Origin of the sequence: Nonomuraea sp. AD125B, assembly GCF_041402765.1 — a bacterium.
GTDB lineage: Bacteria > Actinomycetota > Actinomycetes > Streptosporangiales > Streptosporangiaceae > Nonomuraea > Nonomuraea bangladeshensis.
In genome coordinates this window covers 19,609-33,834 of the sequence record NZ_JBGLOU010000030.1, presented here as the reverse complement: position 1 = coordinate 33,834, position 14,226 = coordinate 19,609, and the positions used below count along the sequence as shown (strand labels likewise).

At 74.1% G+C, this 14,226-nt stretch carries 14 protein-coding genes; 5 read left to right on the top strand and 9 right to left on the bottom strand.

What is annotated here, in order from left to right; genetic code table 11:
- Window positions 1-44 precede the first annotated feature (44 nt).
- The 6 genes from ACBR40_RS45365 to ACBR40_RS45340 form a co-directional block, all read right to left on the bottom strand.
- Window positions 45-683: a TetR/AcrR family transcriptional regulator gene (locus tag ACBR40_RS45365; protein WP_371252729.1), complete on the bottom strand. Its 639-nt coding sequence runs from the start codon at window positions 681-683 to the stop codon at window positions 45-47.
- Between the two features lies 1 nt (window position 684).
- Window positions 685-1,914, bottom strand: a complete 1,230-nt coding sequence (locus ACBR40_RS45360; protein ID WP_371252728.1) for a cytochrome P450 — start codon at window positions 1,912-1,914, stop codon at window positions 685-687.
- Between the two features lie 94 nt (window positions 1,915-2,008).
- The gene (locus tag ACBR40_RS45355) at window positions 2,009-3,247 is read right to left on the bottom strand and encodes an FAD-dependent oxidoreductase (RefSeq protein ID WP_344205674.1); all 1,239 of its coding nucleotides are present in this window, start codon (window positions 3,245-3,247) and stop codon (window positions 2,009-2,011) included.
- A complete protein-coding gene (locus tag ACBR40_RS45350; RefSeq protein WP_344205676.1) occupies window positions 3,244-4,614 on the bottom strand; it encodes an NAD(P)/FAD-dependent oxidoreductase in 1,371 nt (456 codons plus the stop codon). Before ACBR40_RS45350 ends, ACBR40_RS45355 begins: the two co-directional genes overlap by 4 nt.
- A complete protein-coding gene (locus ACBR40_RS45345) occupies window positions 4,614-6,047 on the bottom strand; it encodes an FGGY family carbohydrate kinase (RefSeq protein WP_371252727.1) in 1,434 nt (477 codons plus the stop codon). Before ACBR40_RS45345 ends, ACBR40_RS45350 begins: the two co-directional genes overlap by 1 nt.
- A gap of 2 nt (window positions 6,048-6,049) precedes the next feature.
- On the bottom strand, window positions 6,050-7,540 hold the full coding sequence (locus ACBR40_RS45340; protein ID WP_364445217.1) for an amino acid permease: 1,491 nt from the start codon (window positions 7,538-7,540) through the stop codon (window positions 6,050-6,052).
- Between the two features lie 74 nt (window positions 7,541-7,614).
- Here ACBR40_RS45340 and ACBR40_RS45335 point away from each other — a divergent pair, with 74 nt between their 5' ends.
- A complete protein-coding gene (locus tag ACBR40_RS45335) occupies window positions 7,615-8,355 on the top strand; it encodes a GntR family transcriptional regulator (protein WP_344205680.1) in 741 nt (246 codons plus the stop codon).
- Between the two features lie 3 nt (window positions 8,356-8,358).
- Here the strand turns inward: ACBR40_RS45335 and ACBR40_RS45330 are convergent, their stop codons facing one another.
- Window positions 8,359-8,976 (bottom strand): hypothetical protein, encoded by a 618-nt coding sequence (locus ACBR40_RS45330; RefSeq protein WP_344205681.1) that lies wholly within the window; start codon window positions 8,974-8,976, stop codon window positions 8,359-8,361.
- Between the two features lie 473 nt (window positions 8,977-9,449).
- Here ACBR40_RS45330 and ACBR40_RS45325 point away from each other — a divergent pair, with 473 nt between their 5' ends.
- On the top strand, window positions 9,450-9,653 hold the full coding sequence (locus tag ACBR40_RS45325; protein ID WP_371252726.1) for a hypothetical protein: 204 nt from the start codon (window positions 9,450-9,452) through the stop codon (window positions 9,651-9,653).
- Window positions 9,654-9,674: 21 nt separating this feature from the next.
- Window positions 9,675-9,851: a hypothetical protein gene (locus tag ACBR40_RS45320; protein ID WP_371252725.1), complete on the top strand. Its 177-nt coding sequence runs from the start codon at window positions 9,675-9,677 to the stop codon at window positions 9,849-9,851.
- Here ACBR40_RS45320 and ACBR40_RS45315 read toward each other — a convergent pair.
- Together ACBR40_RS45315 and ACBR40_RS45310 are read right to left on the bottom strand one after the other, a co-directional pair.
- Window positions 9,848-11,500 carry an ATP-dependent DNA helicase RecQ gene (locus tag ACBR40_RS45315; protein ID WP_371252724.1) on the bottom strand — a complete coding sequence of 551 codons (1,653 nt, stop codon included), beginning with the start codon at window positions 11,498-11,500 and terminating at the stop codon, window positions 9,848-9,850. The two genes, ACBR40_RS45320 and ACBR40_RS45315, sit on opposite strands and share 4 nt — an antisense overlap.
- Before the next feature lie 131 nt (window positions 11,501-11,631).
- A complete protein-coding gene (locus tag ACBR40_RS45310; RefSeq protein WP_344205686.1) occupies window positions 11,632-11,985 on the bottom strand; it encodes a peptidase inhibitor family I36 protein in 354 nt (117 codons plus the stop codon).
- A gap of 276 nt (window positions 11,986-12,261) precedes the next feature.
- Between ACBR40_RS45310 and ACBR40_RS45305 the strand changes: the two genes are divergently transcribed.
- Together ACBR40_RS45305 and ACBR40_RS45300 are read left to right on the top strand one after the other, a co-directional pair.
- Window positions 12,262-13,548, top strand: a complete 1,287-nt coding sequence (locus tag ACBR40_RS45305; RefSeq protein WP_371252723.1) for a glycosyltransferase family 4 protein — start codon at window positions 12,262-12,264, stop codon at window positions 13,546-13,548.
- A 73-nt stretch (window positions 13,549-13,621) separates the two neighbouring features.
- On the top strand, window positions 13,622-14,011 hold the full coding sequence (locus tag ACBR40_RS45300; protein WP_371252722.1) for a VOC family protein: 390 nt from the start codon (window positions 13,622-13,624) through the stop codon (window positions 14,009-14,011).
- Window positions 14,012-14,226 lie beyond the last annotated feature (215 nt).

The following is a 14,226-nucleotide window of genomic DNA, read 5'->3' as shown; positions in this document are numbered from 1 at the left end:
CCGACTCCCGCTGCGGAGCGAACCTCGCGCGTAGCTCCCGCGTACTACGAGTCCACGAGTCGGACGCCGGGCCGGTCGAGCCCCGCGGCCAGCTCGGCCATCACCTCGTCCAGGCTCTCCCGCAGGCCCGCCGGGGACTCGGCGGCGCTGTCCAGCCACTCCTCGAGGACGAGGCGCATCGCCGTCAGCGTCGTGGCCGCGCACAGCGCCGGGTAGCGGGCGCCGGCCGCGGCCGGCACCCGCTCGGCGATGGCCGCCGCGAGCGCCTTCTCCTGCGCGGCGAACACCGCCAGCCGCTGCGGCTCCAGCGACGGGGCCCGTACGATCAGCCGCAACGCCTGGACCTGCTCCCCTCCGGCGAGGTCGCCGGCCCGCAGCACGCGCAGCGCCGCCTCCCGCAGGGCCGTCAGCACCGACTCGGCGGGCGGCCGGGCGCGGAACTCGGCGATCAGCGCCTCCGCCCCGGCGGCCAGCGTGGCGACCAGCGCCTCCTCCCTGCTGGAGAAGTAGTTGAAGAAGGTCCGCACCGCGACGTCGGCCTCGGCCGCGATCCGCTCGACGGTGACGCGCTCCACGCCGTGGCGCGCGGCCAGCCGCAGCGCCGCCTCCCTGAGTGCCGCGCGGGTGGCCAGCTTCCTGCGCTCGCGCCGTCCGGTCGCCGCCGGCGGGCCGGCTTCGCTCATGTCAGGGGCCCCAGGTCACCGGCAGGGAGTGCACCCCGAAGATCAGCATCTCGTTGCGCAGCGGCACCTGGTCGGCCGGCACGGCGAGGCGCAGGCCCGGCAGCCGGGTGAGCAGCTCGCCCAGGCCGACCTTGAGCTCCACGCGGGCGAGCTGCTGGCCGAGGCACTGGTGCACGCCGTGCCCGAAGGCCAGGTGCGAGACCCGGCGGCGGCGTACGTCGAGCCGGTCGGGGTCGTCCCAGTGACGCGGGTCGCGGTTGGCCTCGGGCGTGGCGATGATCACCGTGGCGCCCGCGGGGATGTCCACGCCGCCGATCGTGAGGTCCTCGGTCGCCACCTGGCTGACGCCCATCTGGATGATCGACAGGAACCGCAGCAGCTCCTCGACCGCGTTGTCCAGCAGGTCGGGGTCGTCGCGCAGCGCGGCGAGCTGCCCGGGGTTCTCCAGCAGCGCGAAGGTGCCGAGGGCCAGCATGTTGGCGGTCGTCTCGTGGCCGGCGCCGAGCAGCACCAGGGCCATGTCGACGAGCTGGGCGTCGGTCAGCGGCGGGTCGGCGTCGTGGATGAGCCCGGACAGCATGTCGTCGCCCGGCTCGCTCTTCTTGGCGTCGACCAGTTTCTGGATGAACCCGTACAGCTCCAGCCCGGCGCGGGCCCGCTCGTCGTCGGGGGTGTCGGAGTTGAGGGCGATGGCGGTGTTGGTCTGGAACTGGTCGCGGTCGGCGTAGTCGACGCCGAGCATCTCGCAGATCACCAGGGAGGGGATCGGCAGCGCGTACGCGGGCACCAGATCGGCCTCGGTGCCCGCGGCCCGCATGGCCTCCAGGTGCTCGACGGCGATCTCGCGGATGCGCGACTCCAGCGCCCGCATCCGCCGCACGGTGAACTGGCCGGTCAGCAGCCGCCGCAGCCGGGTGTGCTCCGGCGGGTCCATGAAGACGAACATCCCGTCCGTGCGGCTCTCGACCTGGGGCGCGGCGGGCCCGGGGCGCGTGGCGTCGGGGTGGCGGACCCGGTCGGAGCTGAAGCGGGTGTCGCCGAGCACGGCCCGCGCCTCCTCCAGACCGGTGACCAGCCAGACCGGCGCGCCGTTGGCCAGCGTCAGCGGCTGGACCGCGCTCTTCCCGCGCAGCTCCCGCAGCCCGGCCGGCGGGTCGAACGGGCAGGCGCCCCGCTCCACCATGTCCGCGGGCAGCAGGCGCCGCATCGCGGTGGGGGACTCGGTCGTCATGAGCACATCCTCTCCTGGGCGGCAAGGTCTCGCCCGTCAGCCTAGGACAAACGTGCACGACGTGCATCCATGCACGTCGTGCACGTTCTGAGAGTCAGGCCAGCGAGAGACGTACCGGCCCGCCCGCCGGGTCGGCACCCGCCACCAGGGAGAACGGGACGCGGAAGACCCGCCCCGGCGCGGCCGGCCACGGCAGACGGGCACGGCCGAGCACCCGCCCGTCCTGCGTGGCGGTGACGCGGGGGAGCGTGCGGAAGGCGTCCGACCACAGCAGCAGCTTGCCGCGCGAGGGCGGCGGGCCGCCGGGCCGGACGAGCTGCGGCGCGACCCACCGCAGCGGCGCGTCGGCGACCAGCGGCACCCCGCCGCCCGGCGCGGGCTCGCCGGCCAGGTGGCCGAGCACGGCCGCGGCGACGTGCCGGCCGTCGAGCGCGGCCACGTCGGCGGTGTCCACCGGATGCAGCAGGTTCCCCGCCGCGAACACCCCCGGCACGCTCGTGGCCAGCGAGGTGTCCACGCGCGGCCCCCGCGTGCCCTCGTCCAGGTCGAGCCCGGCGGCGCGGGCCAGCTCGTGGTCCGGGATCCAGTCGCCGGTGGTGATCACCGTGTCGCAGGGGACGCGGTGGCGCCGCCCGGTGTCCAGGTTCTCGATGTCGACCGAGGTCACCCGGCCCTTGCCGTGGATGGCGACCACGCGGGTGCGGGCGCGCACCAGCACGCCGAAGGCCAGCCGGCCCGGCACGCGGAACGCGGTGTAGGCCTCCGGCTTGTCGTACTCGCTGGTCATGAGCACCGTACGGCAGCCCGCCTCGTGCAGGGTCAGCACCGCCGACCAGCTCACCAGCTCCGCGCCCACGATCACGGCCCGCCGCCCGACCTCGCGGTGGTGCAGGTGCACCAGGTTCTGCAGCTGGCCGGTGGTGTAGACGCCGTCCGGGCGGTCGCCCGCGATGAACCGGGCCGGCCGGGGCCGCTCCCGTGCCCCGGTCGCGAGGACCACCGCGTCCGCCTCGACCAGCCGCCGGCCGCGCGGCGAGGTCACCTCCAGGGTGCGCGGACCGGCCCAGCCGGTCACCATCGCCTCGGTCTCCAGCCGGGCCCCGGCCTCGCGGGCCGAGCGGGTCAGCCGGCGCGCGTACTCGGGGCCGGACATGAACCTGCGCAGGTCACGCATGCCGTAACCGGGGTGGTCGCTGTGCCGGGGGATGCCGCCGGTCTCCGCCTCCCGCTCCAGCACCAGGACGTCGCCGGCCACGGACGGGGCGAGGGCGGCCGCCGCGGTCAGCCCGGCCGGGCCGCCGCCGATCACGGCCACCCGCACGCGCTCGGTCATTCCGTCTCCCCCTCGAAGATCTCGCGTACCCGGGCGCCGCAGTAGAACCCCTGGCAGCGCCCGTTCATGGCCCTCGTACGCCGCCGCAGCCCCTCCAGGTCGGCGGGCGGCACCGGCGAGGCGAGGGCGTCACGCAGCTCGCCGCGCGTGACCCGCTCGCAGAAGCACACCACCCGGCCGTACTCGGGGTCGGCCGCGATCGCGGCGGCGTCCTGGTACGGGCGGGTGAACGCCTCGCCCAGGTTCGGCATGCGCGGCGGCGCGGGCAGCCCGGCCCGCTGGGCCAGGTCCAGATGCTCACCCAGCAGCCCCGCGACGTGCTCGGCGATCGCCATCCCGGCGGTCAGCCCGGTGGAGCGGATCCCGCCGACCAGGAGGTAGCGCTGCCCGGCGTCGAGGTCGATCAGGTAGTCGTCCTGGCCGATCGAGGCCCGCAGGCCCGCGTACGTGGCCGTGACCTCCTCCTTCGTCAGCGCCGGCATGAGCGCGGCCGCCTTCTCCCGCAGGAACGCGAGGCCCGGCTCGGAGGTGCCGGTGGCGGTGCGGTCGGCCAGGTCCTCGGCGGTCGGGCCGACCATGACGTTGCCGTAGATCGTCGGGCTGACCAGCACGCCCTTTCCCGCCGACGACGGGACGGGCAGCACGATGCAGGGCGCGAGCGGCCGGGCGAGCTTGTCGAAGACCAGCAGCTCGCCGCGGCGCGGCGTCACGGTGAAGCGGTCGTGGCCGAAGAGCGCGTCGAGCCGGTCGGCGCCGAGCCCGGCGGCGTTGACCACCCACCGGGCGGTGACCTCGCCCGCGGTGGTGGTCAGCCGGGTGACGTCCGCGTCCTGGTGGACCGCGGTGACCCTGTGGTGGCGCAGCAGCCGCACGCCCCGGTTGACGGCGTCGGTGGCGAGGGCCAGGTTCGTGGTCCAGGTGCAGATGACGGACTCGCCCGGCACGGTCAGGCCGCCGAGCGCGCCAGGACCGAGCGCGGGGACCCGGCGGTAGACCTCGGCCGCGTCCACGATCTCGCAGGCGGTGTAGCCGTTGCGGGCGGCCTTGTCGCGCAGCCCCGGCAGGGCGTCGAGCTGTTCCTGGCTCCAGGCGACCAGCAGCGCGCCGGTGCGCTCGACCGGGATGCCGGTGGCGGCGGCGTACTCGCCGAGCAGGTGGTAGCCGCGGGCGACCAGGCGCGACTCCAGGGTGCCCGGCTTGGCGTCGAAGCCGGTGTGCAGGATCGCGGTGTTGGCCTTGCTGGTGCCGTCGCCCACGTCCCCGCGGGCCTCCAGCAGCGCCACCGACAGGTCGGCGCCGCCCAGCAGGCGGGCGATGGCCGAGCCGACGATGCCGCCGCCGATCACGGCGACGTCGTACGTCATCATCACTGCTCCTCAGGGTTCGCGGACAGGGTGGCGCGGGCGGCGGCCTGCCATCGCTCCAGGTAGCCGGCCGCCCGCTCGGCGGGCCAGGCGGGCTCGTAGACGGCCGACGGCCGCCAGCCGCCCGTGGCGGTGGCCGGGTCCAGCGCGGGGTCGAGGGCCATCAGGGCGCAGGCGGCGGCCCCGAGCGGGGTCGCGTGCGGCGACGGGTAGACCTCGACGGGGATCTGCGCGAGGTCGGCCTGCGCCTGCATGAGGACGCGGGAGCGGGTCAGGCCGCCGTCGGCGCGCAGCCGGGTCAGCGGCGCGCCGAGATCCGCCCCGGCCAGCTCGCTCAGCGCGGCGACCTGCGCGGCGACGCCCTCCAGCAGGGCGCGTACGAGGTGGCCGCGGCCGGTGCTGAGCGTCATCCCGGTGAAGGAGGCGGTGGCGCCGGCGTCCCACCAGGGCGCGGCCAGCCCGGCGAGCGCGGGCACGCACAGCACCCCGTCGCCGGACGGCGCCGCGACGGCGTCGAGCTCGCCCGCGCCGCTGATGAGCCCGAGGTCGGCGAGCCAGCGCACGGCCGAGGCCGCCGTGTAGACCTGGCCGTCCACGCAGTAGCGGGTCTCGCCGCGCAGCCGCCAGGCGATCGAGGTGGCGAGGCCGGACGCCGAGCGCGCGGGCGTGGTGCCGAGCTGGGCGAGCAGGAACGCGCCGGTGCCGTACGTGCACTTGGCGGTGCCCGCCTCCAGGCACGCCTCGGCCAGCAGCGCCGCCTGCTGGTCCACGATCAGCCCGGTCACCGGCAGCTCGGGGCCGAACGCGCGGGTCGTGCCCACCACGGCGTCGCTGGCGACGATCTCCGGCAGCCGCTCGCCGCCGAGCCCGAACAGCTCGACCAGCTCGTCGTTCCAGCGGGCGTCGTCCAGGCCGAGCAGCAGCGAGCGGGAGGCGGTGGAGGCGTCGGTGACGAACGCCCCGCACAGCTGGTGGACCAGCCAGGTGTCCGTGGTCGTCACGACGCCCTCGGTGGTGAGCTCGTCGCGGACCCAGCGCATCTTCGGCGCGGAGAAGTACGGGTCGAGCACGAGGCCGGTCAGCTCGGCGACCCGCCCGGCGTGCGCGGCCCGCGCCGCGCACAGCGGCTCGGCCCGCCGGTCCTGCCAGACGATGGCGGGGGTCAGCGGCTCGCCGGTGCGGGGGTCCCAGGCGAGCACGGTCTCGCCCTGGTTGGCCAGGGCGACCGCGTCCAGCGGCACCCCGGCCTCGGCCGCGGCCCGCCGCCCGGCGGTCAGGACGGAGTCGAGCAGGGCCCAGGGGTCCTGCTCGACGCCGCCGCCGTCCAGGTAGCGGGGCCGCAGGCCCTCCTCGGCGATCGCCAGGACCGTTCCAGCCGCGTCCACGACGATGGCCTTGGTCCCGGACGTGCCCTGGTCGATGGCGAGGATGTGCATCGTCAGCTCTGCTCCTTCTGCGCGAAAGCGGCGTCGATCGAGTGCATGTCGGGCATGTCCAGCGCCCTGCGCCCCCGGGTGGCCAGCAGCGTCACCAGGTAGGCGGCGCCGATCACGACCATCACCAGGACGTAGAGCCAGGCGTCGCGGAAGGAGGCGTCGCGGAAGAGCGACAGCTCGAACACCAGCCACACCACGGACACCGCCAGCACGGGCTTCTCCCACGTGCCGAGGTCGAACTTGCCGCCCTCGGGCAGCGCCCGCCGCTTGGTGAGGTAGAGCGCGACGGTCGCGGCGTAGATGACGGCCGGCAGCAGCGTGGCCGCGCCGAACAGGGTGAACAGCGCGTCCTCTGAGAAGGCCGAGAACAGGCCCAGGATCACCTCGGCGAGCACCACGTAGAACACCGTCGCACGCAGCGGGGTGCCGAAGCGCGGTGAGACCTGCTTCCACTGCCGCCAGCCGGGGAAACGCTCGTCCCGGGACATCGCCCAGGTCAGGCGGGTGCCGGTCATCATGATGACCAGGCCGCAGGCGAAGATCGCCAGCACGACGAGCAGCAGCAGGAGCGTGGCCACGACCGGGCCGAGGGTGTTCTTGATGACGTCGGCGATCGGCGTGCCCGACGCGGCCAGCGCCACCGGGTCACCGGCCGCGAGCGTCACCGCGATCAGGAACAGGAAGCCCAGCACGCCCGAGGCGAGCACCGCCTGCCACATGGCCCGCGGGACCACCCGCTCGGGGTCGTTGGTCTCCTCGGCGAGGTTGGCCGCCGACTCGAAGCCGACGATGGTGAACGCGCCCAGCAGGAAGCCCAGCATCCACGGGCCCGCCGAGGTGAGGCCGCCGAAGCTCCAGTAGCCCTCGGCCGGGATGGCGCCGTGGCTCCACAGGTTGCTGAAGTCCATGTCGTTGCGGATCGCGGCCACCACGAGCAGCAGCACGGTGAGCAGCACCATGCCGACGAGCTCGGCCGAGACGGCCGCGTTGTTGACCTTCTCCGCCCGCCGGGTCGAACCGCCGATGAGCGCCGCCTGCCCGAGCAGGATCACCGCGGTGACCGCCCAGGTGACGAACCCGTTCGCCGTGTAGTCGAGCAGGACGGGCAGCACCGTCGAGGCCACCGTGTAGTCCACGGCCACGACCACGACCGCGAGGAACATGAACGAGATCCAGCCGATGATCCAGCCGAGCACGGGGTTGGCCAGGCGGGACGTCCACTGGTAGGCGTAGCCGGTCACCGGGATGCGGGAGGCCAGTGAGCCGATCACGAGGGCCACCGCGAGCTGGCCGATCACCGCGATCGGCCAGGTCCAGATGCCGAGCGGTCCCGAGGAGTTCAGGACCGACCCGTAGGTGGTGAAGATGCCGGTCGCGATCGAGACGAACGCGAAGGCCACGGCGAACGACGCGAACTTACCCGTCCGCCGTTCGAAGGACTGCTCGTAGCCGAAGCGGGCCAGCTCGTCGCTGTCGGTTTTTGGTTCACTCATCGCAACCTCCTCCTTGGTATATACCATCTGGTGTAGACCGCAAGGTACCGTCCAGGCGGGCTAAGGTGTCAACCATGGGGACGAGAGTTCACAAGACCGCAACATCTCCGCGTTACGTGACGATCGCCGCGGAGCTCCGTGACCGGATCACCGGCGAGAAGCTCGGCCCGCACACCCTCATGCCGTCGGAGCGGGAGCTCAGCGAGACCTACGGCGTCAGCAGGATGACCGCCAGGCAGGCACTCGCGCTCCTGGAGAAGGAGGGGTACGTCTACCGCAGGCCGCCGCGCGGCACGTTCGTCGCCGAGCCCCGCGTGCCCTTCCACATCGGCAGCTTCTCCGACGAGATCATCCTGGCCGGGCGGCGGCCGTCCGCCCAGCTCATCTGGGCCGAGGAACGCCCGCCCACCCCCTCCGCGCGGGCGGCGCTCGACCTGGCGGGCGAGGAGACCGTGCACGCCCTGCACCGGCTGCGCTTCGCCGACGACGAGCCGATCGCCCTGGAGACCACCTATTTCCCCAGCGCCCTCACGCCGGGCCTGCTGGGGCAGCCGCTCACCGGCTCGCTCTGGCACGTCCTGCGCAGCGAGTACGGGATCGTCCCCACGGACGCCTCCGCCGTCATCGAGTCGATCGTCATCGACGACGCCTCCTGCGCCCGGCTCAAGGTGCGCAGCGCCTCCAACGGCGTCCTGCTGACCCGCCGCACCTACACCGCCGAGGGCCGGTGCATCGAGTTCGCCCGCGACGTCTACCGCGCCGACCGGGCCTCGTTCAGGGTCGAGGCGCGCATCCCCGTGCCCGTTGGCGACTGAGCCTCAGTCGCCGTCCGCCCGAGTGGGGAGCGGCTTGCCGAACGGGACGGCGCGCAGCACGCGCAGGCGCTCGGCGGCGGCCGGATGGTCCTGCCCGGCGGCGAGCCGGTAGTAGAACCGGGCGATGTCGAGCTTGGCCGGGCCCGCCTGCTCGCACGCCTCCCCGTAGGCGAAGGACAGCCCGGCCGCGAGCTCGACCGGCCGCGGATGGGCGGCGAGGGCGCGGGCGTCCGGATGGCCGCGCCGGGCCGCCGCGTGGATCCAGTAACGCGCCTCCGCGACCTTGCCGGTCAGCAGGTCGATGATGGCCAGCCGGCACGCCGCGTCGGGGTCGCCGTCGCCCGCCAGCCGGACCAGGCGCGCGACGGTCCTGGTCGTACGCCGCTCAGCCTCGTCGGGGGCCGTCGTGTAGGGGTCGTAGGAGCCGGAGACGCGCGGCCGGGCCGGCTCGCTGCGGGCGGCGCGCCAGCGGACCTGCCACTGCTCCAGGGTGCCGAGAGAGCCGGGCGGCAGGCCGGTGCTCTCGGCGTGGCGCCGGCAGACCGCCACGAAGGAGGCGACCAGTTCCCAGTCGGGCAGGCGCTCCCGCTTGCCGTTGAGTATGTCGTTGAGCGTGCTCACGGGGAGCTTCTTGGGCGTGTCCAGCAGACGGGACCATCGGTGCATCTGTGCATAGCTCGGCTGCCCGGCCGCTTCCCGCAACTCTATGAGCGCAGCGATGAAGGCGGAATGCGGTCCCGCCCGGAAGGTGTCAGTCATCGTCCCTGGTGAGGTCGGAGTCGGTGAGTGCGGCAATAGTTCCAGAAAAATCCTCGCAACCCACGATGATTGACGAATTCCATCTCGTTCGGCACCACAGTCACGCCGGTCAATCAGCGCCTCAAAGGTCTCAGAGGTGGTTCCGCACGTTTCTTTGTTATTCCGTCCGGATGATTCCGGATAAATCCGGATGAGTGCGGATATCGGCGGGCCGACCGGCCCACTTTCGGGCTCGTACGGCCCCGTCCGGGCATGTTTGGACCGGTGGCCGGACGCTTTCCCGCACCGGCAGGGTGAGGCGCGATGAACGACCGCCCGCCGGGAGGCCGCCGCCCATGCCCCTGCCCATGCCGCTGCTCACGGCCCGCCCGCCGAGCATCGCGTACCGTGCCGACGCTCCCTGCCTCGCGGACGAGCGCCTGCTGGTCACGCTGCTGACGACCTGGGTGCTGGCGACGGGCCGGACCCCTCCCGTCGGCCGCCCCGGGGACCTCACCCCCGAGGAGCTCATCGACTTCTGGGCCGACGAGCGCCCCTGACCGCTTGCAGAGAAGAGGACCATGTTCACCACGCGCCAGTTGCTCACGCTCACCGTGACCGTCGTGATCGCCGCGATCACCTGCGCCCTCGTCCTGGCCACCGGCGCCGAGTGGCCGGGCGCCCTGCTCGGCGCGGGCGGGGCCGCCGGCGCGACGCTGGCGGCCCTGCCGAAGCTGCTGAGCAGGCGCGACCCCTAGACCGGGTCGCCGCCGCCGGGCGTCAGGACGTGATCGACCGCGCTCAGCGCCAGCGTCTTGTAGCCGACCGAGTCGAACAGCACGGTGATCCGGTCGGGCTCGCGGCCCATCACCGTCCCCCCGCCCCACGTCTTGTGTGTCACCTTCGCGCCCACCGGGAACGGCCCCTCGTCCGCCGGGGGCGCCGGCTCCGGGTCCCCGCCGTCGCGGCAGGTGTCGCACGAGCCGCACGCCCCGGCCGCGTACGGCTCCCCGAAGTACGCCAGCAGGAAGCGGCGGCGGCACCCCAGGGTCTCCGCGTAACCGCGCATCATGTCGACCCGCGACCGGTCCAGGTGGTGCCGGGCCTCGTCGAGCGCCGCCGCCCGCTCGGCGGCCTCCTCGGGCGGCAGCTCGGGATCGGCGTACCGGAGGTCGCCGGCGTCGGTCACGGCGAGCGCCCCCGCCCGCTCCAGCAGGTTGACCAGCCGGGTGAGCTGGGACGCGCTCAGCTCCAGCAGCCCGGCCAGCTCCCGCGCGGGCACCGCCCCCGCGTGCTCGCGGGCGAGGGTCGCCACCCGGAGCAGCGTCTCGGCGTCGGCCCGGCCGCCGGTGAAGAAGCGGCGCAGGCCGAGGTCCTCCGGCCGGTAGAACAGCACCGCCGAGGCGGGCGCGCCGTCCCGCCCCGCGCGGCCGATCTCCTGGTAGTAGGCGTCAGGGGACTCGGGCGGCGCGGCGTGCAGCACGTAGCGGACGTCCGGCCGGTCGATGCCCATCCCGAACGCCGACGTCGCGACCACCACGTCCAGGTCCCCGGAGGCGAACAGCTCCTGGACGCGGGTCCGCTCCGCGGCCTTCATCCCGCCGTGGTACGCCTCCGCCCGCCGCCCCCGCTCGGCCAGCGCGGCGGCGTACCGCTCGGTGTCCTTGCGGGTGGCGACGTAGACCAGGCCGAGGCCGTCCTGGCCAGCGGCGTGCTCGACCAGCGCCTTGCTCTTGTCCTCCTCGCGGACGAACCGGCGGACCTCCAGCGCGATGTTCGGCCGGTCGAAGCCCCGGACGATCTCCACGGGGTCGGTCAGGCCGAGCGCGCGGACGATCTCCTCCCGGACGTTCGGCGCGGCCGTGGCCGTCATCGCCACCACGGGCGGGTGCCCCAGCCGGGCGATGACCCGGCCGAGCCGCTGGTAGTCGGGCCGGAAGTCGTGGCCCCAGGCCGCGACGCAGTGCGCCTCGTCGATCGCGATCAGCGACGGCCGGGCCTGCGCCAGCCGCTCCACCACCTCCGCCTTGGCGAGCTGCTCCGGCGACAGGAACACGAACTCCGCCGCGCCCGCCGTCACCTGCTCCAGCCCGCTGTCCACGGAGGTGGTCGAGTTGACCGCCACCGCGCCGCCCGCGTCCGCCTTGAGCAGGCCCGCCACCTGGTCGCGCTGGAGCGCGATGAGCGGCGAGACGACGACCGTCGGCCCGTCGAGGAGCTGCGCGGGGATCTGGTAGACGGCCGACTTGCCGGCCCCCGTCGGCATGACGAGCAGCACGTCCCGCCCGGCGAGCAGGTGCTCCATCGCCTCCTGCTGGCCCGGCCGCAGCCGCTCCCACCCGAACCGCCGCCGCGCCGCGGCCCGCAGCCGCCGGCCGCGCCGCCCGAACCGATGCCTCAACGCCACCGTCAGGCTCACTGCCACCCGCCCTTCGCCCGGTCCCGCCGCCATGGTGGCGGGGCCAGTACCCAGCCTGGCCCCGCCCATGCGCCACGGAAAGCGATCAGGCAGGCGATCAGGTCAGCGCTGCGATCAGGTCAGCACTGCGGCGCCACGGCGTCGATCTTGGCGCCGAAGTCGTTGTCGTAGACGGTGCGGTAGTCGCCGTTACGGACGACACGGGTCTCCTTCCTGGTGGGGACCGTGATCCAGTTGATGAAGCAGCCGTCCGCCCCCGCCCGAAAGGAGCCGACGTTGTCGTGCAGGGCGGGGGGCACGTCCACGTAGCCGTTGCCCGGGTTCCAGCACCAGCTCGCCCCGCTGAAGTTGCGGCCGGTGTAGAGGCAGATGTCGCCCGCGCGGGCCGCGGCGGCCGGGGCGGCCAGGACGGCCAGCGCGGCGAGCGTGGCCGCGGAGGCGGCGGCGATGCGGGTGACGTGGGACGTCCTCATGGTGTCTCCTCGTGTCGGGGGACCGGGACGGCGGTCGCCGCCCGGCTCCGTCACATCCTGTTACAGTGCCGTCACTCTTCGAATCCGCCCGTGTGGTACATGAGGGGGCACTTCAGGTGGCGGAGAAGTATCCGGAGGGCCATGGCGAAAGCCGCCGCTCTCGGCTATGGAACGACGGGCTTGGCGCGGCCCGGCGCGCTCGGCTACGCTCCGCTCGATCGACCGGCCCCGTACGCCGGTCAGCGGACACCCCCATGCCGACCTGCGAGGCGCACGATGAGCGACCGTCCCGGCCGCGTCCACGTCGTCTGCGCCGAGGTGCCGCCCGACATCGTCGGCGGGCTCGGCCGCTACGCCGAGCGGCTGATCGCGGCGCTGCGCGGGCGCGGCACGCCCGTCGTCGTCCACGGAGCCGCCCGGCGGCGCGGGCGCGCGCCGCGCGCGGAACGCCTGGACGAGGTGCTGCTCCGCCGGGTGCCGGTCATGGGCTGGGGCCCCGCAGGGAGCTCCCGGCTGCCCGCGCCGCTGCGCAGGGCGGCCAGGTTCGCCGGGATCCTCGGCTACAACCTGCGCGTCGCCGCCCGCGTCCTGCGCGCCGAGCCGCCGTGGGCGCGGCGCGGCCCCGACGGGCCCGTGGTCGCCGTGCACGACTGGATGGGCTGCCCGGCGGGCATCCTGTGCGCGCTGCTCGGCCGCCTGCCCGTGGTGTTCCACGTCCACACCCGCGAGCTGAACGACGCCCCCGGCGCCCGCCGCTCCCTGTTCACCGCCGTCCTCGACGCCCTGGAGACCGCGACGGCCAGGCTGGCCCGCCTGGTCGTGGTGCCGAGCGCCGGCGTACGCGCCGAGCTGCTGGCCAAGGGCTGGCCCGCGGCGCGGCTGCGGGTCGTGCCGCACGGCTTCGAGGAGCCCGGCCTGCTGCGGCTGGCCGCGCTGCCCGCGCGGGAGCGCGAGCGGCTGCGGGCCGAGGTGCGGGCGCGGCACCTGCCCGGCGGGAAGGGCCGGCTGATCGTGTTCGTCGGGCGGCCGTCGCCGCACAAGGGCGTCGGCACGCTCGTCCGGGCCGTGCCGCGCGTCGCCGAGACATACGACGACGTGCGTGTCCTGCTCGTCGGCGGGCAGCCGCCGCACAGCGGTGACGACGCCGTGGTGGCCCGGCTCATCGAGCGGACCGGCGTCGCCGGGCGGGTCACCGCGAGTCACCGCTTCCTGCCGCAGGAGGAGGTGTTCGGCTGCTTCCTCGCGGCCGACGTGTGCGTGTTCCCCTCGACGTACGAGCCGTTCGGGCTGGTCGCGGTCGAGGCGATGGCGCTCGGCCGGCCCGTGGTGGTCGGGCCGGGGTTCTCGCCGGACGTGGTCGGCGACGGGGCGCTCCGCTGCGTCCGCGACTCGCCGGACGACCTGGCGGGCGCCCTCCTGACGTGCCTCGGCGACCCGGAGGCCGCCGGGCGGCTGGGGGAGCGGGGGGCGGCGCACGTACGGGCCCGGTTCAGCTGGGACCGCACGGCCGAGGCCACCCTGGCCGTCTACGCCGAGGCGGCTGGGGCCGGCCGCGGCGCGTGAGCCGCTTTGCCTCCCTTCGGCGTCTCCCCGTACGGTCCGGTTGATCGCGCAATCTGATCAGAAAGAGGAAGACGTGCCGCACTACAGCAAGCTCTGCCGCATCGTGATCGACGTCGAGGGGCGCCACCACGCCGACGAGCTCGCCTTCTGGCAGGCCGCGACCGGGGCCACGCTGGAGAACTTCCCCTCCTTCCCCGAGTTCCACGGCGCCATGCTGGGCAGCGGCGACTTCGGGCTGCTGCTCCAGCGTCTGGACGAGGGGCCGGCCCGGGTGCACCTCGACTTCCACACCGACGACGTCGAGGCCGAGACGGCCCGGCTGGAGCGTCTGGGCGCCAAACGCGTCAGGCACCTGGACGGCCGCTGGTGGATCATGGAGGATCCGGCCGGCCTGCGGTTCTGCGTCGTCCCCGAGCCGCCCGGCGCCCTCCACGACGGCAACGCCCAGCGCTGGGAGGACTGACGGCCCTCCGCATGACCGGGCCGGGCGGGCGGTTGCCCGTCCGGCTTTCCCATGCCCGCGTCCGCCTGTCGAAAAGGGCCCTTATTGCAGGATTCTTGCAATCGGTTGTTGCAGAAATCTTCGCGCAGCCAGCCAGAACGCCCAGCGCCGTTTGCAGTTTTACCTGGATGTATTGACGTTTCCGCCATGTAACGTCACTGTGACTGCAACCGGTT